We start from the raw sequence: 26,440 nt of genomic DNA on the forward strand, positions 1-26,440 counted from the left end.
TACCTAAAGTAAATAATCATGTTTAACTATTTACTTTGATACGTATTTAGTAAACCACAAACTAACGATGCTTTATTCGGCAGCTATTCGTGGGAAATTATGACTAGCAAGTTGCTAGCCGAGCCACCTTCTCTCTTTGGCCTAAAAGTACAATAGTTATTTCAAGTAATATAAAGGTATTTCGCAAGTTATTAACAGAACCGATGGATTTGGATCTCCGGCACTCTGCTTCAAAAACTATCTTTAGGGCTCTTTACAACTCTGTGCGTCCATGCTTATGCGTAAGAAATAATAAGTACGGACAAACTAATTTTCCTGCTTGGGTTGGCCAAAGGGGATGATTACCCCTACATGGATGACCGAATGGTATTGGCTTGTTGACCCGGCTGCTTTAGAGATGTTCATCAGGCTATTGAAGTAACGGGCGGTGATGGTGATGCCATTGGTTTGTTTAAGTTTTTGTGCAATGCCCACCGTCAGTCCCACATCTATCTTTTTGTAATGGTCCGATACATCGGCTGTGTAGGATAAATCATCGTCATCGAACAGCGATACCGTAAACACATCTTCGGCTTTGGTGATGAGGCTGAACTGTGGCCCCAGCTCAACATAGGTGAGGTTAAAAAGCCGGTGGCGCACCGTGATGGGCAGGCTAAAGCCGGCCATTTTGCGCTTAACGGTGGCGGTTTCGAGCACGGCATTCAAATCTTCGTTGGGCGTGTCGTAAACCGGAATACCTTTGCTGCCCATCGGAAAGGCATAATACAGCATGGGGTTGAGGTGCCAGCGCTCGTTAAACTTATACAGGAACGACATGCCAATATTCAGGCCGGTATTGGGGCCACGGGCATCCAGGTTGACGATGGAGGAGCGGTTAAGGCCGACTGTTAAGCCAAATTCGAGCTGGTCGTTGGTGAGTTTATCGCCAAAAAACAGAGCGATCAATACCTGGGCCGACAGGGTATTGGTTAGCAAAACAAACAGGAGGATCAGCAAGGGTTTCTTCATGATATAACTTTTTTTATTGTTGAGCTTTAGAAGCCCATTCACCGGGTGGCCAAAGGGACTACCCGGCGGATGGGCTAATGGGTATCGGGGAAGGGCAGGCCGCCTGCAAGCGCCAGTCGTATTTCACTTAAAATATACATTTCTACCTGGTGAAAGCGCATAGCGGTCACCGGACCACTAGCCTTATTCACCTTCTTCACATAGGTGTTTAGCAATTTATCGTGTTGCTGTTTGATGGTCAATGCCTGCTTTAAAAAATGAGCGGCCTGTTTGTCAGTCAGGTCTTCGTACTTTTCGCTATAAGTCATCAGTAGTTCTAAGCGTTTTTGTCCTAGCTCTTTTCGTTTGGTTTCATAGCTGTCGTATAGTGTCCAAAACGCACTCTTTGTTGCCTCATCTGGTAGCACCACTTCGGCCACCAGGGCTTTTTTCTCCATGCCAAAAATGGATTGAATGTAATCCATTTCCTCTTTGGCCGACTGGGCCGATACACTGCCTAAATATAGCAGCAGTGCTAATATTAAAAGACTTGTTCTCATTGTTTATCGTTTATTCATTAATAACCGATTAAATATATATTCAACCTCGCTGAGGTTGATTGGTCATTTACATTTCGCTTATCTACAAATATTTATCTCCGCTGGAGATAATAAAATAACTTCGGAGAAGTTGAATGTTTATAGAAATAATAAACCTACCCTATTAATAACAATCCCAGCGGGATTGCATATTATATAGACGCTTCATTGTTTTTTACATTTTTAATCGGCCTGTAATGATTGTTTTTACATGGTGCCATTCTGCAGGTCTTGATAAATATTTGTCTGAAAGTATTACGGTCTTCAACCTGAAATGGCAGTATTTAGATCAAGTTTATCAGCTTACTTTTTTTGCACTGCAGGCATGGTGTACAAAGGATCTAATGCCGTTGGCTCGGGCCAGTAAATGCGCGTTTGTAACGAGAATGTTCCATCGTAAGCCGGCAACCAGTTGGAAACCTTGTCTCTGCCCGGATTTTCCTTTTGGATATACACATCCAATGAGCCATCCTCGTTGAACTGTAATCCTTTGGTGGCACTGCCAATCACATAGCGATCAATTTCATTGTCTATCAGCAGTTGCTCAGGCAGCTTATACATGGTTAAAGACCAAAATGCTTTTGTCGGCGGTAGTTCATCGGCCTCAAAATGCAGTTTATAAGCGTGTTTTGAACCATCCAGTTCTTCACTGTCGATATCCAAAGTCGTTTCTGGATAAAAGGCCTCCTCCAAATCGTTGCCCCAAAGCCCGAAGTAGGCGGCCGCCGCCCGGGTCAGGTACTTCTCTTTCATGGCCTCACGGTTACCGAAAGCACCGGCTATTTGTTGCCAACCATTCTTGCGCATACCCAATTGCATTGATGCGTCTATCAACTCCTTGCGGCCTGCATCGATGCCTTCCCTGATGGCCGTGATTATTTCAGATGAAAAATCATCTGTATTGAATGGTTGGCCTGGTTGGATGCCTATTCTGGCAAATCGCTTAAAAAGCGCTTCTTCCGAAGGATGCATCTTAGCTGTAGCCATTAAGGCATTAACATAGCTAATGAAGTTTTCGTTTTTTACAGCATTGGGATCGTATGGCGGAATGTCAGGGTTTTCAGGTATAACTGTAGCTTCGGCCATGCCCAGATAGGTATTGAGCGATTGTACGCTGTATTGATTAATAAGTGCTTTGGCACTTTCAATATCATCGGGGCCAAATACCTGTGTTCTGGCAAGTGCCAGCAGATAGTTGCCTTCCGATTGAATCACCTTATTAATGCCTTCCGGTGTTTCGCCTTTCCAATTGGGCCCAACAAACATATAGGCTCCGGCATCAAAGCCTGTTTTACGCGTGCCTACATAGTCGATGTTGTGGGTGTACATATCAATGATTTGAAACGAATAATAGCGGCCATCGGTAATGGCAGGCACTGATAATATTTGCGGTTGCTTTGATAAATCGAACCAAACAGCCGAGTAGAATGTGTCGTTGTTGGGCCGCACAATTATGGTGTCCTTTGGGCCATTCAACTCAGAGTTGTTGGTGAGTACATTAAATGGCGCCATGTAGGCTCCTGACTCTGGGTACATGGCCATGGCAAACATCATTTTGTAATGCTCCAGCATGGGGTAGGCATAGATGTAGGCCTCTTTGGCAATTTGTTTGGCTTCTTGCGGGCTTAATTTTTCGGTTTGTGACTGGCAGGTGGCCGAAAGGAATAACAGGCCGAGCAGACTCAAATGTACTACTTTTTTCATGTTTAGTTGATAATGTGGTGTGTCAATGGGCTTTCACGAATTTAACGCCTTCGCCAAAGCGGAAGCGGGCAATAAGTCCCCAGTTGCCTGAATTGAATTTCATGTTATCAGATAGCATAAAGTGAGGCCGCCAGTCCAGACCAATGGTCAATGGAAAGTCGAACGAATATTCAACGCCAAAATCACCGGCAGCCGCAATGTCTAAGCCATCGTAGAAATACAGTTCGGGGCCCACACCGGGATAGAACTTCAGTCCGCTTGGTCCGCTGTTTAATGCAAACAGCAAGTCGAAATAGGCCCCCATTGAAATATTGTTGTCAAAGTATAGAGCGCCATGTAGGCGGGGGGCTTTAGATAGCGGGATGGTCACATCCAGTGCAAAATCATCGCCAAAGCGACCGCCAATCTCCCAGTTGGACTGGGCTGAGACAGACAATTTGAGAAGTAATAGAATAGGTAGAAGTAATAACTTTGTTTTCATAGTGATGAGTCTTAAGAGCTTTGTATATAATAACAAACCTGAATGAGTGGATGTTGTCATTGATAAATAGGTCAGCACATGGTAATGAAAATATGCTGACCTATCTTGTCAATGTCTAATAATTATCTGGTATCTACTTATTATTCAATATCAAATACCACCTTATGCAACTGCCCTTTGGTGAATTTGAATTTGTCCATATCGGCATACTCTTCATTAACCGGCATACCTTCGTCCCGGCCAATATCAAAAGTTTCGTGAGCAGTATATGAACCATATACCGTTGCGGTAATATCCATTTCACCTACTTTCTGGTCGTTGATAAAGAATTCAACCAGCGATGGGCCATTGAGTTTAGGTTCCTTCATGGTGTGCTTTAGTGTGATTTTCACATCGCCATAGGGGATGTTGACATTTCCGTCGAAATCGTGCCAGTACAATCCCAGCGTTGAATAGCTGTACCGGAGTTTTTCATCCTTAATAAACAGTGCCTGGCCACCAATATGTTCTCCGACCGCATAAATCACACCCTGGGTAGTATTATCCGCCGTTATGTAAGCATTTATTTCATAATTAGTCGATTTGATTTCAGGGCCGGCCAGTTCTGGTACTCTATACACATTCGGGGTTAACTCCCAATGTTTTTTTGCCACCCGTTGAGGGTTCGACTCCGGTTGCAGCGGTCTACCTAGTGAACCGCCAACAGGATAAACATCGTACTTATCAGCTTCAGCCCAGAATAGTTTTTCCAACTCTTTGACTTTTTCAGGATACTGATCAGCCACATTTACTTGCTGAATCGGATCTTCTTTAATGTTGTACAATTCCCATTCGGTATTTAGTGGATCGAAATTCGCCATAGCTGCTGGATCCATCGACCAGGGAATGCGATAGGGTTTACCACAAAGACTCCATCCCTCGTGGTACAAGCCAACAAATCCTAACATTTCAAAATACTGGGTGGGATGATTGGTTTTAGCATCGGCATTGTTCCAGGCATAGGTCAACGATTTTCCGGGATACTCAATTCGTTTTTGTCCATTTACATAGTCAGGTGCCGGCACACCGGTCACTTCCAATATGGTTGGTACCAGATCGGTGACGTTCTGAAATTGTCGGCGCCACTCGCCTTTAGCTTTAATGGCTTTAGGGTAGCGGATGGCTGTTGCCGACATGGTGCCCCCAAAGTGTGAAGCCATTTGTTTCGTCCACTGGAATGGGGTAGATGAGGCATAGGCCCAGGCTACCGAATAGTGGTTGGCCATGTGCGGTCCGCCCCAGGCTTCCAGTCCACCGAATTCTTCCAATTTTTCCAGTTGCTGCTCCATGGTCAATGGCGGAAATCCATTTTGCATCAGCAGTTCAGAAAATGTTCCTGTGGGGCTTCCTTCTGCCGTGCAGCCATTGTCAGCTGTCAGGTAAATGACGAGGGTGTTGTCTAATTCACCCATTTTTTCAATATGGTCCACCACACGGCCCACATGGTGATCAACATGCTCTAAGAAAGCTGCATTAACCTCCATCTGCCGGGCCAGATATGCTTTACCTTCTTCGTTAAAAGAGTCCCATTCGGGAATCGACTCCGGCCATTCCACCATCTCAGCATCTTGGGGTACCAGTCCCAGTTTTTTTTGGCGTTCCAGTTGTTGTGCCCGGTAAGCGTGCCATCCCTCATCGAACTGGCCTTTGTACTTATCGCGCCACTCCTTAGGTACTTGTATGGGGGCATGCACAGCGCCTGGTGTGTAGTACATAAAGAAGGGGGCATCGCGCAAGCCTTTCCAGTTGTCCAGCCACTTAATAGCTTGGTCAGCCATGCCGTGAGACAGGTGGAAGGTGGAGCCATCCACATTGGTCTTGGGCGTTTCAATAGCCGTGGTATTTTCATACAATAAGGGGTGAAACTGGTTGGTTTCGCCACCCAGGAAGCCCCAGAAATACTCAAAGCCCCAGATACCTGTTGGCCAGCTTTCGAACGGACCGGCCGGTGAGGCTTCCTCCATAGGGGTATTGTGCCATTTACCGAATGCGGCTGTGGCATAACCATTGTCGGTTAAAATTTTGGCGATGGAGGGTGTAGTGTAATCAATTTGTGAGTTATAGCCCGGATAACCAGTCGCAAACTCAGAAATAATGCCGGTACCAATTTGATGAATATTATAACCCGTTAGTAGTGAGCCACGCGTGGGGGAACAAACGGCAGCGACAGACATATGGGTATAACGTATGCCTTCGTCACCAATGCGGTCGAAAGTGGGGGTCTTCATCACGCCTCCATAAGATGATGCATTGGAATAGCCGGCATCATCCAGCATAACAATCAATACGTTGGGTGCCCCTTTGGGTGCCTGGGGCTGCCCAATAAAGTCCGGGGTGGATTCGGCCAGTGTTTTACCTTGCACACCCTTCCACTCTTTTTTAGGGTAGGGGATAGCGTTGCCAGCCTCTTGTGAGGTGTTTTTTTGAGCTTGTGCGCAGGATAGCATGGTGAAGACCATCATTAATCCTGTGATAAATAATAATGTGTTTTTCATGTTTTATCGGTTAAGTATGAGTAAATAAATACTAAAAAGCTTCGTTAAAATTAAAATAGAACCCGGTGGTCTCCCGGCCAATACCCACATCAATGCGCAGGTTCATGCGGGGTTGCACTTCCAGGCGGTAACCTACTCCGAAATTAGGCAACCATTTGGCTTGCTGGTTGTAATCAGCCGATTGTTCAAAATCAAAGATGGTGCCCGAGCCAATCCATCCTACCATCCCACTTTTACTTGGGGTGCCATCGGTCTTTATAAATTTATGTCGGTATTCGGCTAAAAAATAAAACAGGCTCTTATCGCGGTAACGGCCCCAGGTATAGCCTCTTAAATCCATTGGTGTGCCCAGTTGGGACATTTCGCCATACGGCACCTCTCCAAAGGTAAACCGGCCTTTAAGTTGCCAGGCAATGGTGCGTCCTTTGGTGTGATTCACGGCCTGGTATTGCCGGTAGTCGAGGATGTATTGCTGGTAATTATTATCGCTGCCCCAGCTGCGGCTGTAGAAGGCGGCAATGGCATTCAGGTACATGCCTTCGTAGGCGTTAACCGGTACATCCCGACTGTCATAAATAAATTCGGGACCAAAACCAAAATTAAAAGGTCGCTCGTTGTACCTGCTATAGTTCTCATCTTGCCGGATTAAGTCGGTTTCTTCGCTTCCCTGCGTATAATTGGCATCAATGAATAGACCAGTGTATACGTCCTCCTTTACTTGAAAAAGCACGTCTGTTTTAAACTGAAACCAATTGCGAAAATACTTAGTGGTTGAATCGGATTGCAGCGTTGAATAGGCTTTTTGATAGCCAATTCCCCAATAATGGTCGGGCATGGTCTTGTACCAGAAGTCCCCATTGATGCGCAGTTTATCATGGTTCCAGTAGGTGGTGGGCCGAAGGTTGAAGGTCATGGCTCCGGTTGTACTCACGGCCATCATAAAAGGCATGCTGGAGCGTGGTAAATTAAGGTTGGTTTTACTGTTTCGCCAGCTGAGAATACCTCCGGCGCCCAGGGTTAATTGCAATTCGGGCGTGTAGCCCGGCCCTGCCAAAGGGGTAATCAGCAATTTGCCGGATTCGATGCGTTCCTGCTTTTTGAGCTGTCGCAGTGCTTTTTTAGAGGAGAGTGAATCACTTTGTGCAAAGCAGCTCAAGGTGAAAGTAATTACAATGGTTGAAAGTATGGTTTTGAGCTGTATCATTACTCGTTTGTTTGCTTGGAGAACCAGTTTTTACCACGTATGCCAAAACGGTAGTTGAGAGAGAAGAGGCCGGCCGTGCGATCCCCGAAAAATTGAGCTTCGGCACGCAGCTGCCAGCGGTAATTAATTTGCCACTGGGCCCCCACCAGCATGTTCCATGGGTTTTCAATTTTTTTATTAAACGAGTAGCGGATGTACGCATCGTCAATATTTTCGCCCAGTTGCGTTAAGCCATCGTTCAGTTTGGTATAAGGTAGGTAGTATTTTAGTTTATCAGCAGGAGTCAGGTCATCGTACCAGCTGTTGAGTTCATGCTGCATTTCAATAATTTTAGCCGGTGCATTGGGTGCCAGTTCCAGTGCGCCAATGGAACCGTCAGTTTCGCCATTGAAATGGCTGTACATGGCTCCCGTCCAGATGGAAATATTCATTTCGGGCTTTTTTTTAAATCTAAATACCGGTCCTGTGCGTAAGCCGCTTATCAGTACTTTTGCCGGATCGTCTAATCTGGGGTTATAGTTATAGGTGCGATTTACATCCAGTGAAGCGAATAATGGCCCAACGGCTCCGGCAACCATGGCTCCGTAACCTATATAGGTACCGCTCACCTCGGTGGTTACACTAAGCGGGAAGGGTTCCTGAAGGTTTACATTGATGTCAGCTTTTTTTGTTTGGCCAACAATGCCATACACATTCAGGAAGGGTAATACCCAGGCATCCACCCGCATATTAAAGGTGCTGGTTTGTGCTTTGATATCATCAAATACAATGAGGTCGCTCACGTCAATCATGTTGGGTGCTGAGCCCGAATACTTGCCAAACCCAAGGGCTATATCACTAATCGATAGTTGCTGTTCGCCCACCAGTGCGTTGAACATGATGCCCACGGGAAAGGGAAGCCGAATATTGGCCTGATGTACTTTATCTCCCAGAATGGGTAGGATAAAAGGATAGCTGCGCTGGAAATAGGCCGAGTCCTTTTTGCTAAAAACGGTTGGTGCATTTTGGGCCTTTGCCTCGGCGCTTAAAATGGCTATCAAAAGCAAAAATAACACAGATACTCTCATGGTCAATTTGGTTTAAGTTAGTCAATACTATCCTTAATCAAAGCAGCTGCTTATCTGAATGGCGAACTGAACAAGGTTATAAACAAATGTACCTAATAGACCTTAGAGAAACTTAGACAGGGGTGTCAGGTTTTTGGTTAATCAACTGGTAGTGAATTCGAAAAAATAAATTATTTTTATTCGCTCGTGGTAGAGCATGCTGCAGTGGTAGTATAAATACTGCATAAGCCCAAGGTGTTTTCCATGATCTCAGTGGCCAGGTTTATCATGGATTCCACAGAGAGCTGAGAGGTATTTAAGCGGATATACCACACATCAGTTAGTATCTTGTAAAATTGTATGATTTCCATATCGGGTTTATCCGTTTCAAAATGTGCTTTAATTAACGGCAGCAGTAACCGGATAGATGTTTCGTTTGTATCGCTGTATAAGTGGTAATAGGTTTCTATCTCGCAATGCCTGAATAGCTGCTGATGAAATAAAACACTGGTTTTGTAGCGATACATGATTCTGTATAAATCAGGAATCAGGGTTGTGACTTCTTTCCTCAGTGTATTGTGATATGAGTTAATCTGATATTCGTGGTGCTTAAGCAGGGCTGTTAGCAGATGGTCTTTGTCATCGAAATGATAATAGAAGGTGGCGCGGGGGAGCTGTGTCTTCTCAGCCAGGGCTTTCAGGCTAAAGTCAGGGCCGTATTCAGCAAAGGCCCGGTAGCCGGCTTCCAGCCATTTATTGTGTGTATTTCTGCTTTTCACGAGTAGGTTTGTTTGGTTACCACTAAGATAAAACAGAAATACGACAAATGTGCTGTTATTCACTAAAGTTTAGAGAAGAGGATGAAAAAATGATAATTAATAGCGATTGCAGGCTACGGATTGCATCTCATAGGGTTTGGGAGTTAATGCACAGGCTCGCATCTTGATTGTTATACGTGTTATCAAAGCTGCGATCCTTTTGTGCACTATGCACCGAGTACTTTGCACTAAGATCGGACTTATGACTATGAACTTCGAGCTCCGACTTAAATTACTTCTTCAACTCCTCCCTCAGGTACTTTGCCGTATAGCTTTTCTTGTTTTTAGCCACCTGTTCGGGTGTACCGGCACACAAGAGTTTTCCACCAAATCGTCCACCATCCGGACCAATGTCAATTACATGGTCGGCTACCTTAATTACATCCAGGTTGTGTTCAATCACCACCACGGTATTGCCTTTAGCCACCAAGCGGTGCAGCACATCCAGCAGTACCCGTATGTCCTCAAAATGGAGGCCGGTGGTTGGCTCATCCAATATGTACATGGTTTGGCCGGTATCGCGTTTGGCCAGTTCGGCTGCCAGCTTCACGCGCTGACTTTCGCCCCCCGACAGAGTGGTGGATGGCTGCCCCAGGGTGATGTAGCCCAGTCCCACATCCTGCAGCGTTTTTAGTATTTTCGATAGCTTGGGGATGTGTTGGAAAAACTCAACCGACTGGTTGATGGTCATGTCTAGCACGTCGCTGATGGATTTGCCTTTATAGCGTACCTCGCAGGTTTCGCGGTTGTAACGGCGACCTCCACAGTCGGGGCACTCCACCATCACATCGGGCAAAAAGTTCATCTCAATCACCTGTACGCCGCCACCCTTGCAGGTTTCGCAGCGCCCGCCTGCCACGTTAAAGGAGAAACGGCCGGGTTTGTAGGCGCGTATTTTCGATTCGGGCAGTTCGGCAAACAGTTTTCTTATCTCATCAAATATCTTGGTGTAGGTGGCCGGGTTCGATCGCGGGGTGCGACCCAGCGGTTTTTGGTCTACATCCACCACTTTATCCAGATGCTCGAGGCCTTCTACCGATTGAAAGGGTAGCGGATCCTTTACCGCCTTGTAAAAATGCTGGTTGAGAATGGGGTAGAGGGTTTCGTTGATGAGGGTGGATTTGCCACTGCCCGAAACGCCGGTTACACAGATTAGTTTACCCAGCGGGAAATCCACATTCACTTTCTGCAGGTTATGGCCACTGGCTCCTTTTATGCTTAGTACTTTTCCGTTGCCTTTACGGCGTTCTTCAGGAATTGCAATCTTTTTTTTGCCCGTCAGGTAGTCGGCGGTTAGGGAGTTGCTCTGCAGAATTTGCATGGGTGTGCCCTGTGCCACTACTTCGCCACCATGGCGTCCGGCATGCGGGCCCATATCCACCACGAAGTCGGCCGCCATCATCATGTCATGGTCGTGCTCCACCACCAGCACACTGTTCCCCGTATCGCGCAGCTGACACAGCGAGTTAATCAGGCGGTGGTTATCGCGCTGATGCAGGCCAATGCTGGGTTCATCCAGTATATAGAGTACATTCACCAGCTGCGACCCAATTTGTGTGGCCAAACGAATGCGCTGACTTTCACCGCCGGATAGCGTCATGGCACTGCGGTTGAGCGACAGGTACTCCAAGCCCACATTCATAAGGAAACCCAGGCGGTTGCGTATCTCTTTCAGCACTTCGTAGCCGATGGTTTTTTGCTTCTCGGTCATGCGATCTTCCAGCCCCTGAAACCATTCGTACAGCAGTCCCAGATCCATCTCGGCCAGTTCGGCAATATTTTTATTGTCTATCTTAAAATGCAGGGCTTCCTTGTTGAGGCGTTGACCACCGCATTCGGTACATTGTGTATTTTTAATAAACTGGTTGGCCCATTTGCGAGCCTTCATAGAGGTGTCGTTATCCTGTTGATCAAGAATGTACTTAATAACACCCTCGAAGCTTAAATAATAGTTGGAGGATGAGCCGAGGGGGGTATTCTTAAGTGTTAAGGTTTCGCTTGAGCCATGCAGTATGGTGTCCATGGCTTCGTCGGGTATATTTTTAATGGCGGTATTCAATGTGAAACCATACTTTTCAGCAATGGCCTCTATCTGCCAGAAAATAAGATTGTTTTTGTATTTACCCAAGGGTGTTATTCCCCCTTTTTTAATGGTCAGGTTGGCATCGGGTACTATCTTATCAAAGTCCACTTCATCCACCGTGCCCAGTCCTTTACATTTAGGGCAGGCTCCCTGTGGTGAGTTGAAGGAGAAGGAGTGAGGAGCTGGCTCGTTATAAGACAGGCCGGTTGAGGGGCACATCAGCTGACGGCTGTAAAAACGCTGTTCATCCGTGTCCTTATCAATCAGCATCATAATGCCTTTGCCTTGCTGCATGGCCAGTCCTATACTTTCTTTCAGGCGTTTAATGTCTTTTTTCGCCACGGCAACACGATCCACTACCACTTCAATAAAGTGCGTTTTGTAGCGATCCAGCTTCATGCCGTGTACCACCTCTTTTATTTCACCGTTCACACGCACATGCAGAAAACCTTTTTTTCGTATCTGCTCAAACAGCTCTTTGTAATGGCCTTTACGTCCTTTTACCAGTGGAGCGGCGATATAAACCTTGCGACCCTCAAACTGCTCCAGTATGAAGTGGAGGATTTGATCATCGGTGTATTTCACCATTTTTTCACCCGTTTTATAGGAGTAGGCTTCTCCTGCACGTGCGAAGAATAGGCGCAGGAAGTCATATATTTCGGTGATGGTACCCACTGTAGAGCGTGGGTTTTTGCCCGTTGTTTTTTGCTCGATGGCGATGACGGGGCTCAGTCCAGTTATTTTATCCACATCGGGCCGCTCCATGTTGCCTAAAAACTGCCGGGCATAGGCCGAGAAGGTTTCGATGTATCGCCGTTGTCCCTCCGCATAAATGGTGTCAAATGCCAGCGATGATTTACCACTGCCACTCAGGCCGGTAACTACTACCAACTTATTGCGGGGAATGGTAATATCAATGTTTTGCAGATTGTGCACGCGTGCGCCATAGACATCAATTTGTGCCGTCTCATCTATTGTATCCGGAGTAACTGTATTTGCTTCTTTCACTTTCATCACCTTATGAACACACAAATATAGTCATTAGTTCGGAGGGGAGGGAATGATGAGAGTTCCAAAGATTTCAATGCTGAGGGAGTAGGTGTGAAGCCAGGACTGCGTGTTAAGTGAAAGGATCGCATCTTCATTTGCTAGACTGTTAGGAAGATGCGATCCTTGATAATAAGTTGATGATCAGGGTATACATATGCTTTGATAAATACCGGACAAGTAAATGGCTGCCTGCGATTAATCATCGGTCATTGGCTATTTTCCTGCTGTGCTATCTGCTTCTGCTTTCACTGATTTATTCAGGTGTTGTGCCGAGCTTTTGGGCAGTTTGATAGTGTAGGTTTTCTTATGAGTGTTACTCAGGTAAGCCTCACGCAACCATGGGTTCATGTTTTTCAATTCCTTGTAGTTGGTGCCGTGATCAAGGGCAAAATCAGCAAAATTTTTAACCCCTTCTTTAATTTCTATTTCGATTGTTTCGATGGCCGGGTAACGATCGGCCTGCTTTACAAAGAAACCATAATCTTCGGCATGACTAAGAATTTCTTTAATGGCCAGGATACGATAGACATAACGGCCTGTTTCTTCGCCCAGCAGTAGGTCGTAGTAGGAGTTTACTTTTTGGCGGCTTAGCTGACGATTGATACCCGAACGGCCGGCATTATATGCAGCGGCCGAGAGGGTCCAGCTACCATAGTGATCATGCATTTTTTTGAGGTATTTGCAGGCCGCCTCTGTCGATTTCTCGATGTGATAGCGTTCATCCACCTCACCATTCACTTCCAGTCCATATTCGCGCGCTGTAGCACGCATAAATTGCCACAAGCCCACTGCTCCTGCAGGTGATTTGGCACGCGGCATAAAACTGCTCTCAATCAGTGAAAGATATTTAAAGTCGTCGGGTACGCCCTGCTCGGCCAATATGGGCTCGATGATGGGGAAATAACGGTTGGCACGTTTGATAAATAATATGGTTTGCGACTGCCAGTAGGTGTTTACCAGCAACTCGCGATCGAAGCTTTCTTTTACATCGGTGCGCATGATGGGCACTTCCTCACCGGCAAAATTCATCGTGCCGGGTATGTCGAGCGATGAAATGGCATAGGTACTTTCAAGGGGGCGGGCTGCCTCTTTGTTGAGCGGTGCCGGATCCGATGATTGTATAAATAGTTGTGAAACCAAGGTTACTGCAATTATTGCAAGTGAAACCGATAGTAGTTTTGTGTAAATGTTTGTTTTCATAGCCTCTTTCATTACCCACTTTTCTAAGGACACCAAAATTAATTTTTCAGTTTAGGAAACCAAAAAACGTGCCGCATTAGTTATTCTGTCTCATCCTTTTTTTATTGTGTCTAAACACCTGTTTTTGCACGCTAAGCGGCAGGAATTAAGTTCTTAGACACACGCTTTTTAGTACTACGCGAAGTAAGTGAAAATGTTTGCATCTTAAGCTAAAAAAGGAGAAGTCTTTCGACTTCTCCTCTATCTAAATATTATTTCCTTATGAATTTTACACGATACCGGCAAAGCCCATAAAGGCTAAAGCCAAGAGGCCGGCTACCACCAAAGCGATTGGAGTGCCTTTCATGCCTTTGGGTATATCCATCAGATCCAACTGCTCGCGGATACCGGCAAAGGTGATTAGGGCCAGTCCGAACCCTATGGCATTAGCAGCCGCAAAAACAACCGATTCCACAATGTTAAAGTCCTTCTGAATGGTCATAATGGCCACACCCAGAATGGCGCAGTTGGTGGTGATCAATGGCAGGAATACACCTAAGGCCTGATAAAGGGGAGGACTCACCTTCTTGAGGATAATCTCTACCAGCTGCACCAGCGAGGCGATCACCAGGATGAATGAGATGGTTTGCAGATACCCCACACCAAAAGGCTCCAGCACCGCTTTCTGAAGGAAGAAGGTAACAATGGTGGCGATGACCATTACAAAGGTCACAGCGCCGGTCATGCCAATACCTGTGGATATCTTTTTAGAGACCCCCAGGAAGGGGCAAATTCCTAAAAACTGGCTCAGTACAATGTTGTTAACAAAGATGGCCGATATAACGATTAATACATATTCCATAGCTTAGGCCTCCTTTTTTACCTGATTAATAAATGCGATAAGGTAACCCAGTGCGATAAATGCGCCCGGTGCCAGCACAAATACCAGCATGCCGTAATTTTCGGGATAGATGATGGTGCCAAACAGCTTACCACTACCCAGTAACTCACGTACTGACCCCAGGATGGTCAGTGCCATGGCAAAGCCCAGTCCCATGCCCAATCCGTCGATGACAGAAGCACCCAGCTTGTTTTTCGAAGCAAAGGCTTCGGCACGGCCCAATACCAGGCAGTTTACTACGATCAGGGGAATAAATAATCCCAATGAATCGAACAGTGCCGGCACGTAGGCTTGCATGGTCATTTCAACGATGGTTACAAAGGTGGCTATCACTACAATAAATGATGGGATACGCACCTTATCGGGTATAAAATCCTTGATGACAGCCACTACCAGGTTCGACATTACTAATACAAAGGTGGTGGCCAGTCCCATGCCCAAGCCATCAATGGCCGATGAGGTAACCCCCAATGTGGGACACATACCTAAGAGAAGGGTAAAAACCGCATTCTCTTTGAAAAATCCTTTTGAAAAATTACTCCACTGATTCATTCTGTACCTCCTTCCTCAACTGAGGTATTATTGTCAGCCTTTGGGCTGCTCTGGTTTTCGCTATAGGTTTCGTAGGCCACACGCACGGCATCTAAAAAGGCCCGTGAGCTAATGGTGGCCGCAGTAATGGCATCTACCTCACCGCCATCTTTGGTAATGGTCAGGTTGTTGGTTTTCGGATGTTTCCCAAGAATATTTTGCTGTCCTTTATCCGCTTTAAACCAATCGTCCATTTTGGTACCCAATCCAGGTGTTTCCTTGTGTTCGAGCACCTGATAGTTAATCAGTGTACCGTCGGGCTTAAGACCCACCATAATTTTTATGTTACCACCAAAACCTTTATTGGTCATGGATTCAATGGCTACACCCATTAGTTCATCGCCTTTTTTGGCGGGAAATACTTTTAAAGCAAAGCCTTCTTTGGAGGTGAGTTCATACATTTCATCGCCCGGGTTATTGTCAAAGCCCGGTACCACCTCTTTGATGGCGGCTTGTTGCTTAGCGGCTTTGGCCGCGGCTATGGGTCCCTTTGTGAGCTCGTACATAAAGCCCAGGGATGTACCTGCTATGCCGGTGATGACCAGCAGGGTTAAAACCATATTTTTAAGCGTCGATTCTGTTTTTGCCATGATTTATCTTTTTCCTGCTTAGGCTTTAGCGGTTTTCACAAGCTCGCCAAAACGCTTTGGTTTCACATATTTATCAATTAGCGGAACGAAGCCATTCATAATCAGGATGGCAAACGAGATTCCTTCGGGGTAGGCTCCAAATACCCTTATAACCACCGTGATGATACCAATGCCCACACCATATATAATCATGCCTTTTTTCGACATGGGCGAGCTCACATAGTCAGTGGCCATAAAGATGGCACCTAGCATTACACCACCCGTTAGGAGGTGAAACAAGGGGCCGGCATACTGATCGGGGCTGCTCAGGTGCAGTAGTCCGGTAAAAGCTGCTATTGTAACGATGATGGAAGCCGGTATGTGCCAGGTGATTATTTTGCGGATGAGCATATAGGCCAGACCCATCAACAGTGCGGCAGCCGCTATTTCACCGGCCGAGCCACCCGAGTTACCAAAGAACAGTTCGGTGTAGGAGGGCAGCTTATCCATGATGGCGCTCACACTCTCACCATTGGCTAGCCCTTCTTTCATGATCGATAGGGGTGTGGCGCCCGTGGTGGCATCCAAATACTCCAGCTGTATGGTTTGGGGTTTGGGCCACAGGGTCATCTGAACCGGGAAGCTGATCAGCATAAATACACGGCCTACCAAGGCTGGGTTAAAGGGATTGTTACCCAATCCGCCAAACGACATTTTACCAATGCCAATGGCCACAAGGCTACCTATAATGATGATCCATATCGGTAGGTTGCTGGGGATGTTAAATGCCAATAATAGCCCTGTTAAAGCGGCAGATCCATCCAGGATGGTCGATTCATTTTTTAACAGAAATTTCTGTATGGCCCATTCAAAAAATACGCATGAAACAACGGCCGTAAGGGTTACCACTACGGCACCCAGTCCGAAGTAATAAAGCGAGGCTGCCAGCGCGGGAAGAAGGGCTATAATCACCCCATACATGTTTTTCTTCACAGAGTCGCCACTGTGCACATGCGGGGATGGTGATACGATTAACCTATTCATCTTTATTAATTTTCTTATTTCTTTATCTTTTCTTTAAGTCTGTTTTGACTTTACAAGCACCTTGTAAATGCTGTCAGCCAACAGCTATTTTGTTCTGCTGCGCATAATTTGTCCTACTTTACCTTTTCCAAGGCGGATATAATCCAGCAGCGGACGGTTGGCCGGGCAGGTAAAGCTGCATGAGCCACACTCGATACAATCCATTATCTTCTCTTCTTCGGCGCGATCCCAAACGGCTTTGTCCGAAACGGTCATCAGCAAGTAGGGTGATAAGCCCATGGGGCATACCGATACGCACTTAGAGCAGCGGATACAGGCCTCCATCTTTGCGCGTTTGGCTATTTCTTTAGGCATGATGAGAATACCGGAACTGCCTTTGGTAATGGGCACCTCAGTGGAAACAAGGGCTTTACCCATCATTGGGCCACCGCCAATTACTTTCCCAGTATCCTGGGGCAGGCCGCCGGCAGCTTCAATCAGCTGATTCATGGGCGTGCCAATGCGAGCCATGAAGTTAGAGGGTTTGGTCACCGATTTACCCGTAACGGTTACTACGCGCTCAAACAAGGGCTTGTTCTTTTGCACCGCCTCATACACAGCCAGGGTAGTGCCTATGTTTTGTACTACGGCACCCACTTCAATGGGTAGCTTACCCGATGGGATTTGGCGACCTATACAGGCGTCGATCAGTTGCTTTTCACCGCCTTGTGGGTATTGTACTTTTAGGGGCTGAATGCTGATGCCTGCATAGTTTTTGGCCAGTTCGCTCATCTGCTTAATGGCATCGGGCTTGTTATTTTCAATTCCAATGATGGCGCGATCCACCTTCAGGGCTTTCATAAGAATTTGCGTGCCCACCATTATCTCATCGCCCTTTTCTATCATCAGCTGATGATCGGCTGTTAGGTAAGGCTCACACTCAACGCCGTTTAGTATGAGTACTTCGCAGGTTTTACCCGGAGGCACTGATAGCTTAACATGGGCGGGGAAGGTAGCACCTCCCAAACCCACAATACCGGCGTCGCCTATCTTTTTAATGATTTCTTCGGGGCTTGCTGTTATTTCCGTTTTTAAGTCTTCTGAGCGATCAATGCTAGCATCCCACTCATCGCCTTCAGTCTTAATGATGATAGCTTTGCGCTTATAGCCACTGGCATCCAGTATATCATCTATTTTAAAGACTTTACCAGATACAGGTGAGTGGATATTGGCGGATACGAATCCGCTTGACTTGGCAATTAACTGACCCACTTTTACTTCATCGCCCTTTTTTACGATGGGTTCTGATGGTGCTCCAATATGTTGGGCAATAGGAACCGAAACTTGCTCGGGAACGGGCAAGACTGCAATCTTCTGACCGGCCGAGAATTTGTTTTCTGCCGGGTGAACCCCTCCTAATGAGAATGTTTTTAACACGATTGGTCCTCCTATTTTATAATGTTTTTAATTCCTTTAATTCTTTCAAGACTATTCGCTGATAGCTTTTGGTTATTGTGTCTTCTGACTTCGTACGCCGGACTTGCTGTTTACTCCGCTTTGGCTTCCGCAGGTTTTTCCACCTTGGGTTTTGGGGGTGGAAAGTTAACGATGTGGATGGCATTTGTCGGACATTCTGCAACGCATTTGCGGCATAGCTTACACTTGTTGTAATCGATGTAAGCCAGGTTGTTTTCTACCGTGATGGCATCGAAAGGACAAATCTTCTGACACTTCTTACAGCCAATACAAGCCGCCGAACATGCTTTTTTAGCGGCAGCGCCTTTGTCGGTGTTCACGCACGATACAAAGATGCGACGGTTCTTAGGTCCTTTCTTGCGCAACTCAATGATGTTTTTCGGGCAGGCATCCACACAGGCGCCACACGATACACAGTTGTCTTCAATAATTACCGGCAGTCCGGTTTCTTTGTCCATATACATGGCATTAAAGGCACAGGCATCCACACATTCGCCCAACCCCAGGCATCCGTTTGAACAGCCTGTATCGCCGCCATATAAGGATGAAGCGATGGTACAGGATGTAGCGCCATCGTACTCGGCAATGCGCGGACGGTTTTCACAGGTTCCATTACAGCGCACGACAGCAACCATGGGGTCGGCAGCTTTTACCTCCTTACCAAGGATTTCGGCAGCGGCCTTCATGGTGTCAGCACCACCTACCGGACAGTTTAGCGCGCTGATGTCATCCGACTTAACCATGGCTTCGGCGAAGGCACGACAGCCTGGAAAACCACAACCACCGCAGTTGGCAGCCGGAAGTACTTCCTCCACCTGATCGATGCGCGGATCTTCAAAAACCTTAAATTTTTGCGCTACAAAATAAAGTATGATGGCGGCCAATGCCCCCAAAACACCTAACGAGATTATAGTTATCAGAACAACATTCATGATTCGTTGATTTGATGTTTTATAGTAAATGAAAAAGTTCGTGTAAGCTTATCTTTTAAAAGATAAATGACGGCGTAATACGGAAGTAGAATAAAAAGGGCAAGACCACCGGCCAGTAACTCATTGTTAGTAGTAAAGTAGGTACCACTTAGTGTAAGCAGCATGAGGATAATGGGATAGATGTAAGCCAGTAACACTGCCTTTGGAGCCAGCGATTTTCTGCCCATAAGAATGACTTTTTGCCCTACCGTAAAATTACCCTTTACCTCGTAAATGTCGATGAGTTTATCTTGCAAGTCGGCCGCGGTGCATGAACCTTTTGCATGGCACGATGCACATGCCGATTCATTGACGATCCTGACTTTGATCAGTTGTGAAGATACTGCTTCTACAACGCCCTCGTGCTCTATGTAATCTATATCTGCCATACGCGTAGGCTGACAAAAGTAACGAAGTATTAGAATTGTCAATGCTACGCTTTGGTATTTGTATTTAGAATGAATTAAAATAACATACGGATACTGGCTTTAATACCCTATTGCTAAGTTGTATTGATGAGTTATAGTCTGTAAATAGTTGGCCGTAAAAGCATTATAAAGAAAAAAATCTGTAATCAAGAAGCCTTGTTGCTAAACACAGAATGAGATGACCTGGGGAGAGATGATTACTACTATCATAGGGTCAGGTGCAGACCCAGATACCAATGTAAGGGCGATGCCGGATAATAATAGCGGGGTAGCTTATTACCAAAGGAAGGAGCATTGATAAGTACCATGGAGGCGTAGTGTTTGTTTAGGGCGTTGTTGAGCCCGAGGTACACATGTAGCCTTGCGGAGGGGAATTTAAAGGACTGATTGATTTTTGCGTTCAGCACGCCGTAATCTTCGTAGCGGAGGTTGTTGCTGTCGTTCAGAAACTGGCTGCCCCGGTGTCGGTAGTCAACGTTAAGGCTGGTGTTATTAATCGCATAGCGGGCACGTCCAAACACATCGTAGGTGGGAATGCCGGGCAGGTGCCTGCCTGCATAATCATTTCCAGCGTCAGTAAAAGTGACAAAGGTGTTGACCGAATGTGTAAAGGAGCTGGATAGTAATAGCTCGTGGCCGTGGGATAATTCTAAGCGGTGTTGCGCCAGCATCTCAATGCCTCTGTGCTTTGTTTTGCCGGCATTGACACCATAAAAGATGGCTTCGCTCTCCCGTTTTGTAACCAGTAAATTGCGCATCCACATTCCATAGGCGGTCAGTTCTAATTGGGTATTTTTATTGGGTGATGCGTAACGCCAGCCGATGTCCAGATGATATCCTTCCTCCGGTTTTACAGTGGCATTGAAGCTGCCATCGGGCATCTGTGCCTCTTCCACCGAAGGTGCTGAAAAACCATGTCCGGCCGCAAGATAGATATTCATCACAGGCCGTAATTGATAGTTAAGTCCAATGCGCGGAGAGGCAATCAGCGGATATTGGTGTCGGATAAAATCGCCGGTTTTGGAATGCTCAATGCGATACTGCGTTTTATTGAGATTAAAGGCCATTTGTAAAATCAGTTTATCCCTTATGCTTTGTTCAGCAAGCAGAAAGAGATTCACATAACTGCGTTTTAGCTCTAGCCTGCTCAGCTGATTGCCAAAGTCTTCATCATCGGTACTGAATAGTGCGAGGGTGTTGTACTCGAGCATAGCTTCCACACCCCCTTTGAGTTTGAACGAACCCTTTTCAAAGCTCAACTGATCACGAAGGCCGATGGTGTGCCTTGTGTCGCTCAGTTGATTGAAGGGGCGGAGTTCATCCAGGTCAGATGCTGAGAAGAAGATATTTGCTGAATGATAGAGCGAGGATGAAAACTGGGTGGATAAGCCGGTGCTTACAAGGTGACGGCCTGACTTTTCGTATCCGCCAATGGCCTGCCATGCATCAGCTGCCTTTTCGGGTCTTTCGTTAAAGTCGATGCTGTCCAGTGAGCTGGGTATTTGACCATACAGATGCCGGTAGCTATATAGGTAGTTCACTTGGCTTTTGCCCATTAAGTATTTTCCCTTTAGGGTGATGTTGTATCGTCTGTATTCACTGTTTTGGCGATAGCCACGGGTGGATAATTGCTGAGCGGTAATAAGAGTTCTGCTTTTGGGCGAGTTGAAGTTGAGGGACAGTTGGTTGGTGAGTGTTGAGAACCGTCCAATTTCACTATTCACCATAAGTTGCTGCCTGGTGTTAGGGGACGGCCAGGGATGTATAAGAATGACGCCTCCAAGGCCTGCGCCGTAAAGTGCTGAAGATGGACCTTTCAGTACTTGTATTGCATTGATATCGTTGAGGGCGATGTCTTCAATGGCCGTAACACCATCGCCGTCGGTCATGGGTACATTGCCCCAGTAGGCCTTAATACGATTACTATTATAAGGTGTTCTGGAGCCAATGCCACGGATGGTAATGCGATTGGTGCTTAAGGTACCCTGTTGCATTAACACACCCGGCATTTGGTTAATGTATTCGGCTATGTTAAAGCTGTTAGCTGATTGCAAGCTTAACGAGTCGAGGGATGAAATACTACCCGGCCAATCTTCAGGGGAGCCTACAAGGGAGCTGGCACGAATGCTTACTTCATCCAGACTGTGATGGATGGTGTCGCCTGAATTATCGCTTGTAGCAGGGTTCTGCGACAGCCCCTGAATGGCACTGAATACAGCAATGACTAATAAGTATAAGCGCATAGGCAAATTTACAAGGGGACGAGTCGGTATATTTTTCCCGGTTTTTCCACGGCAATGTAGATGTAGCCATCCGGACTCATCTCCACATTGCGCACACGACCAATTCCTTCCAGTAGTTTTTCTTCGTGCACCACTTTGTCGCCTTCCAGCACCACACGGTGCAGGTATTCGAAGCGCAGTGATCCGGTTAAGATATTATTTTTCCAGTTGGGATATCGATCTCCTTTCACAAAGGTCATCCCACAGGGGGCAATGCTGGGCACCCAATAGTGCAAGGGTTGCTCCATGCCGGCGCGTGCGGTGTCGTTGGTGAAAATAGTGCCGTTATAATTGATGCCAAATGAAATGAGCGGCCATCCGTAGTTTTTGCCGGCCTCAATAATGTTAATTTCATCGCCACCTTTGGGGCCATGCTCATCGGTCCAGATGCGACCCGTAACAGGATGCATGCACAAGCCCTGAGGGTTGCGATGGCCATAGGAGTAGATGCTGGGTTGTGCATCTTTGGTAGCTACGAAAGGGTTGTCGCTGGGTATGCGGCCATCGTCGTGTATGCGATGGACTTTACCACAGTCGTTATCCAGTGCCTGCGGGTAACGGTCGCGTTCGCCACGATCGCCCACCGAGAAATAGAGGTAGCCCTCCTTGTCAAATTCCAGCTTACAGCCGTAGTGGTGCCTCTTATCCGTCAGGGGTAAGGCCTGAAAGATTACCTCCTTGTTGGTCAATTGATTGTCGATCAACTGAGCCCGCATGATGGCTGTGTTACCCTTGCTTTTATCCTTAGCATCGGGTGCCGAGTAAGCCAGGTAAATCCAGCCGTTGTCTTCGTATTGGGGGTGCAGTTCCAGATCGAGTAAACCGCCCTGCCCCCGCGCTATTACCTCCGGTGTATTGTCAATAATAATGGCTTGGTGGCCTTGCCTGTAGTGCAACAGTTGGCCGTTGCGCTCTGAAATGAGTAGGCTCCCATCCGGCATAAATTCAAGACCCCAGGGGACATCCAGTCCATCAAGCACTAATTCAAGGCGAAATTTTTGCTCCTCGCTTTCATGTACTTCACCTTTATCACTTCGATCAGCCACTTCATCTTTATGCTGATTGGCCAACGTAATAACATAGTCGCTCAGCTCATTAATCTGCTCATCGCTGAGACCATTGCCAAACGGGGGCATGCCAAAGGCATTTCTTCCGTGTTTTATGCTCTTGAATATTTCCTCCTTTGAATTGCCAAAAAGCCATTGGCGGTTGATGAATGATGATTTTTTATCGTTATGACAGCTAATACAGTAGGTTTTGTATAACTGTGCTGTTTTATCACTAGTGGTGGCTTGCTTGTCAGCCTTAGCAGTGCAGCCTATCGTGCTACCTATTATGCTGCTGATTAAAAATGGAAGAATGGTGATTGGTATTATCAAATATCGTTTCATATGGAGATTGTTGGTGCTGATGTTTTAACAAACATCTGTTGATATTGTTATGGCGCTGGTGCATGTGTGAAATAGCATTGTTGGGGGAAGGTCTTTCCTTATTTCTGGGGATGCAACACAAAGACCCTTGCACCTGTGTGATCCATGGTAGTACATTGGCTGTGCCAAATTCTGTTGCCCAGATCAAGCTCTTCTTCAGCCAGCTTCCATCCACCCAAGGGCCTCAGGGCGTTGCGTGCTTCGTTGAAGGAAATGTAGTGATGCACAGGGCCATCCTCGCGGCTAAAGGCGCCAGTTGATAGGTGTACAACTTGCTTTTGACTGCTTAGTCGGTGTCCTGTAAATACTCTTGCGTGATTATTGGGTAGATTGGGATTAGGATGATCGGACCAAGTGCCTGAATAGCGGAATAACCATTTGCCATCAACATACGCAAAGTATCGTGTTGAGGAGCCTGATCGCACGTTCCAGCCATTGCTTATGAGAAATTGCTCTATATTTTTTGAGGCTTCCAATTCGTCATTGGCGCGCAAGTCGATCCAGATAATATTAATGGGCTCCAGTATATCCGGATTATACCAGTTGAGCCAGTTGGCGATGGCATTTTCTTTCAAGGCTTTCTTTTTGAACATCCACAGCCCAATAGAAGCCTCCAGGGTGTCTTCTTCCAAATAATTAATGCTAATGTTTTTCGTTAAGGCAAGATCAGGGGCATATGTTTTTGAGGACGGCTTCACATAATCGTTGGCGCAACCATTGTAGATGATTGCGATAAATGTGATGGGTAAAAAGTACCTGAGGTTCATCATCATCTATTTTAATATTCGTGGAAAAAATAGAAAACAAATAGCAAGCTGGCGATAAAGGTGTGAGCGCTGTACCTGAGTTCGAACCCTTATAAATATAAACATTATTTTAATTGTAAACAAGGGTGTGCGTGTTTGTAGCTTTAACTAATTCGTGTAATTTTACGATAGGGTTTATTATTAGTGCGAAGACCTTAAAATTAATGAGTAATACATATTTATCGGAAAGCTATGAAGATTGCAATTATAGGAAGCGGGGGTGTAGGTGGATACTTTGGTGCTAAGTTGGCGCAAGCGGGTAATGACGTTACTTTCGTGGCTCGGGGAGCGCATTTAAAAGCCATCCGGGATAAGGGATTGTTGGTAAAGAGTATTAAAGGAGATATACACATTGCCGATGCACAGGCCACTGAGCGCATCTGGGATATTGACAAGGCCGATTTGGTTTTGACGGCTGTTAAGGCCTGGCAGGTGAAAGATATTAGGGATGAGGTAAAGCAAATACTGCATGATAGCAGTATCGTATTACCGCTGCAAAATGGTGTTATGGCTGCCGATGAGTTGGCCGAAGTGATACCCGGTAAACATGTTATGGGTGGCTTGTGTCGCATTTTTAGCCTGATAGAAGCACCGGGGGTGGTCCATCATGTTGGTTTTAAGCCCGAGATTGTATTTGGCGAACGCAGTGGTGTGCACTCATCGCGTATGGATACATTAAGCCGCCTTTTTGAGCAGGCAGGCATAGCCCATAAGGCATCGCACGACATTGAAGCCGATGTATGGAAGAAGTTTATTTTTATTTGCACCAGCGCCTTGTTGGCTGTTACAAAAACCAGTTATGGTGAACTGCGCGATTTGAAAGAGACTCGAGAGATGATGGTGAGTTTGTTGAATGAAATCTATGCCGTGTCGCAGAAAAAAGGGGTGTCCATCAAAGCCGATTTTATTGAGAAGACGATAGCGGTGATTGACGCTGTGGACTATGATGCAACCTCTTCCTTAACACGAGACGTGTGGGCGGGTAAACCATCGGAAATTGAATATCAGAATGGAACGGTTGTTAAACTGGCAGAGCGATATGGAGTGGATGTGCCGCTCAACCGCTTTATCTATAATTGTATATTGCCCATGGAATTGAAGGCGAGAGGGGAATTTGAGCGCCGTTCTAACAAACAATAACTATCAGAGGTGGCAACTTTTGCCTGTAAGGTTTGTGTTGTGAGTCTTTATGTTTTGATAATAATCTAAATGAATTGGATACTATTAATTATTGCCGGATTATTTGAAGTGGCCTTTGCGGCTTGTCTTGGAAAAGCCAAGGAAGCCACTGGCATCGATGCAGTTTATTGGTACATTGGTTTTCTTATTTGTCTGGCAATAAGTATGCTTTTACTTGTAAAAGTAACGCAGCATCTGGCCATTGGAACAGCTTATGCGGTTTGGACAGGAATTGGCGCCGTAGGAACAGTTTTGCTTGGTATTTTGCTTTTCAATGAACCGGCTACATTTTGGCGTCTTTTTTTTATTACTACTTTGATCGTCTCAATTATTGGTTTGAAAGTAGTATCGCAATAATCAACTTGTCAGGGCCTTATTTTCGCAGCCGCTTCTTTATCCATAAGCCAAATTGTTTTGTTGGAATCTACCAAGGCGGCTGGGTAGTGTCTGTAATCGCCTCTCTGATTGATGATTTCATCTGCCTTTTCGGCCTTGTTGGCACCGGTTACCAAAAAGAAAATATTTTTACTATTGTTGATGACGGAACCGGTCAGGCTCACCCTGTTTTGACCGCTTACGGGATGTTGCGCCAGTACCGCAATGCTGTTGCTGTCCCATAAGTGTATCTGATGCGGAAAGATAGAGGCTGTATGTCCGTCGTCGCCCATGCCCAGCATCATAATGTCAAATTGAGGCCAACCGTTTACTGTGGGTACATATTCCTCAATGGCATTGGTGTAGTCCACCAGGGCATCCTGCAAAGATAGTTCTCCTTTGACCCTGAAGATGTTAACTGCGCGTGTTTTTACATGATCGAAGAGATGCTCGCGTATCATGCCAAAATTACTTTCCGGATGATGGGGGGCCACGCAGCGCTCATCGCCCCAAAAGAATTTTAATCGGGTCCAGTCAATGGCCTTGGCATAACGGTGAGCCAGCACATCGAAGATGGCTTTGGGCGTGCTGCCGCCCGACAGTGCAATGCATAGATCGGGCTTTTGGCGTGTGGCTTCAAGTAAGAACTCCCCGAAATATTGGGCCAGTTGTTGTTTGGTGTCAAATATCTTTATCATCTTTACCTTAATTTACTTCTATCCTT

General features: G+C 46.2%; 23 protein-coding genes. 2 read left to right on the top strand and 21 right to left on the bottom strand.

Going from position 1 to position 26,440, the window contains the following annotated elements; genetic code table 11:
- Positions 1 to 306: 306 nt before the first annotated feature.
- The 20 genes from ACRD7A_RS16345 to ACRD7A_RS16440 all read right to left on the bottom strand — a co-directional run bounded on the left by ACRD7A_RS16345 (position 307) and on the right by ACRD7A_RS16440 (position 24,129).
- The gene (locus ACRD7A_RS16345) at positions 307 to 1,008 is read right to left on the bottom strand and encodes a porin family protein (protein WP_430812277.1); all 702 of its coding nucleotides are present in this window, start codon (positions 1,006 to 1,008) and stop codon (positions 307 to 309) included.
- Between the two features lie 74 nt (positions 1,009 to 1,082).
- Positions 1,083 to 1,547, bottom strand: a complete 465-nt coding sequence (locus ACRD7A_RS16350; RefSeq protein ID WP_430812278.1) for a hypothetical protein — start codon at positions 1,545 to 1,547, stop codon at positions 1,083 to 1,085.
- 342 nt (positions 1,548 to 1,889) lie between these two features.
- On the bottom strand, positions 1,890 to 3,290 hold the full coding sequence (locus ACRD7A_RS16355; RefSeq protein WP_430812279.1) for a DUF1254 domain-containing protein: 1,401 nt from the start codon (positions 3,288 to 3,290) through the stop codon (positions 1,890 to 1,892).
- 22 nt (positions 3,291 to 3,312) lie between these two features.
- Positions 3,313 to 3,771, bottom strand: coding sequence for a hypothetical protein (locus tag ACRD7A_RS16360; protein WP_430812280.1), 459 nt, complete (start codon positions 3,769 to 3,771; stop codon positions 3,313 to 3,315).
- 140 nt (positions 3,772 to 3,911) lie between these two features.
- Positions 3,912 to 6,305, bottom strand: coding sequence for an arylsulfatase (locus ACRD7A_RS16365; RefSeq protein WP_430812281.1), 2,394 nt, complete (start codon positions 6,303 to 6,305; stop codon positions 3,912 to 3,914).
- 31 nt (positions 6,306 to 6,336) lie between these two features.
- On the bottom strand, positions 6,337 to 7,509 hold the full coding sequence (locus ACRD7A_RS16370) for a BamA/TamA family outer membrane protein (protein ID WP_430812282.1): 1,173 nt from the start codon (positions 7,507 to 7,509) through the stop codon (positions 6,337 to 6,339).
- Positions 7,509 to 8,576 carry a hypothetical protein gene (locus ACRD7A_RS16375; RefSeq protein WP_430812283.1) on the bottom strand — a complete coding sequence of 356 codons (1,068 nt, stop codon included), beginning with the start codon at positions 8,574 to 8,576 and terminating at the stop codon, positions 7,509 to 7,511. Before ACRD7A_RS16375 ends, ACRD7A_RS16370 begins: the two co-directional genes overlap by 1 nt.
- Positions 8,577 to 8,752: 176 nt before the next feature.
- Positions 8,753 to 9,334, bottom strand: a complete 582-nt coding sequence (locus ACRD7A_RS16380) for a TetR/AcrR family transcriptional regulator (RefSeq protein ID WP_430812284.1) — start codon at positions 9,332 to 9,334, stop codon at positions 8,753 to 8,755.
- 271 nt (positions 9,335 to 9,605) lie between these two features.
- Positions 9,606 to 12,464, bottom strand: coding sequence for an excinuclease ABC subunit UvrA (gene uvrA / locus ACRD7A_RS16385; RefSeq protein WP_430812285.1), 2,859 nt, complete (start codon positions 12,462 to 12,464; stop codon positions 9,606 to 9,608).
- Between the two features lie 255 nt (positions 12,465 to 12,719).
- A complete protein-coding gene (locus ACRD7A_RS16390; protein WP_430812286.1) occupies positions 12,720 to 13,706 on the bottom strand; it encodes a lytic transglycosylase domain-containing protein in 987 nt (328 codons plus the stop codon).
- A gap of 268 nt (positions 13,707 to 13,974) precedes the next feature.
- The gene (gene rsxA, locus ACRD7A_RS16395) at positions 13,975 to 14,547 is read right to left on the bottom strand and encodes an electron transport complex subunit RsxA (RefSeq protein ID WP_430812287.1); all 573 of its coding nucleotides are present in this window, start codon (positions 14,545 to 14,547) and stop codon (positions 13,975 to 13,977) included.
- A gap of 3 nt (positions 14,548 to 14,550) precedes the next feature.
- The gene (locus ACRD7A_RS16400) at positions 14,551 to 15,138 is read right to left on the bottom strand and encodes an RnfABCDGE type electron transport complex subunit E (protein WP_430812288.1); all 588 of its coding nucleotides are present in this window, start codon (positions 15,136 to 15,138) and stop codon (positions 14,551 to 14,553) included.
- Positions 15,135 to 15,767: an RnfABCDGE type electron transport complex subunit G gene (locus ACRD7A_RS16405; RefSeq protein ID WP_430812289.1), complete on the bottom strand. Its 633-nt coding sequence runs from the start codon at positions 15,765 to 15,767 to the stop codon at positions 15,135 to 15,137. Before ACRD7A_RS16405 ends, ACRD7A_RS16400 begins: the two co-directional genes overlap by 4 nt.
- 18 nt (positions 15,768 to 15,785) lie before the next feature.
- Entirely contained in the window at positions 15,786 to 16,790 is a 1,005-nt protein-coding gene (locus ACRD7A_RS16410) for an RnfABCDGE type electron transport complex subunit D (protein ID WP_430812290.1), read from the bottom strand.
- A gap of 84 nt (positions 16,791 to 16,874) precedes the next feature.
- Entirely contained in the window at positions 16,875 to 18,206 is a 1,332-nt protein-coding gene (gene rsxC, locus ACRD7A_RS16415) for an electron transport complex subunit RsxC (protein ID WP_430812291.1), read from the bottom strand.
- A 110-nt stretch (positions 18,207 to 18,316) separates the two neighbouring features.
- Entirely contained in the window at positions 18,317 to 19,177 is an 861-nt protein-coding gene (locus ACRD7A_RS16420) for a Fe-S cluster domain-containing protein (protein WP_430812292.1), read from the bottom strand.
- Positions 19,174 to 19,605: a SoxR reducing system RseC family protein gene (locus ACRD7A_RS16425; RefSeq protein ID WP_430812293.1), complete on the bottom strand. Its 432-nt coding sequence runs from the start codon at positions 19,603 to 19,605 to the stop codon at positions 19,174 to 19,176. Before ACRD7A_RS16425 ends, ACRD7A_RS16420 begins: the two co-directional genes overlap by 4 nt.
- Before the next feature lie 245 nt (positions 19,606 to 19,850).
- The gene (locus tag ACRD7A_RS16430; protein WP_430812294.1) at positions 19,851 to 21,887 is read right to left on the bottom strand and encodes a TonB-dependent receptor; all 2,037 of its coding nucleotides are present in this window, start codon (positions 21,885 to 21,887) and stop codon (positions 19,851 to 19,853) included.
- Between the two features lie 8 nt (positions 21,888 to 21,895).
- On the bottom strand, positions 21,896 to 23,317 hold the full coding sequence (locus ACRD7A_RS16435) for a PQQ-dependent sugar dehydrogenase (protein WP_430812295.1): 1,422 nt from the start codon (positions 23,315 to 23,317) through the stop codon (positions 21,896 to 21,898).
- 98 nt (positions 23,318 to 23,415) lie between these two features.
- Positions 23,416 to 24,129 carry a hypothetical protein gene (locus ACRD7A_RS16440; RefSeq protein WP_430812296.1) on the bottom strand — a complete coding sequence of 238 codons (714 nt, stop codon included), beginning with the start codon at positions 24,127 to 24,129 and terminating at the stop codon, positions 23,416 to 23,418.
- A 225-nt stretch (positions 24,130 to 24,354) separates the two neighbouring features.
- On the opposite strand from ACRD7A_RS16440, the gene ACRD7A_RS16445 reads away from it, so the two are divergent.
- Together ACRD7A_RS16445 and ACRD7A_RS16450 are read left to right on the top strand one after the other, a co-directional pair.
- Positions 24,355 to 25,302 (top strand): ketopantoate reductase family protein, encoded by a 948-nt coding sequence (locus ACRD7A_RS16445; RefSeq protein WP_430812297.1) that lies wholly within the window; start codon positions 24,355 to 24,357, stop codon positions 25,300 to 25,302.
- 69 nt (positions 25,303 to 25,371) lie between these two features.
- Positions 25,372 to 25,698 (top strand): DMT family transporter, encoded by a 327-nt coding sequence (locus ACRD7A_RS16450; RefSeq protein ID WP_430812298.1) that lies wholly within the window; start codon positions 25,372 to 25,374, stop codon positions 25,696 to 25,698.
- An 8-nt stretch (positions 25,699 to 25,706) separates the two neighbouring features.
- Here the strand turns inward: ACRD7A_RS16450 and pgl are convergent, their stop codons facing one another.
- Entirely contained in the window at positions 25,707 to 26,414 is a 708-nt protein-coding gene (gene pgl / locus ACRD7A_RS16455; RefSeq protein ID WP_430812299.1) for a 6-phosphogluconolactonase, read from the bottom strand.
- Positions 26,415 to 26,440: the final 26 nt, after the last annotated feature.

Origin of the sequence: Carboxylicivirga longa (genome assembly GCF_050589825.1) — a bacterium.
Classification (GTDB): Bacteria; Bacteroidota; Bacteroidia; order Bacteroidales; family Marinilabiliaceae; genus Carboxylicivirga; species Carboxylicivirga longa.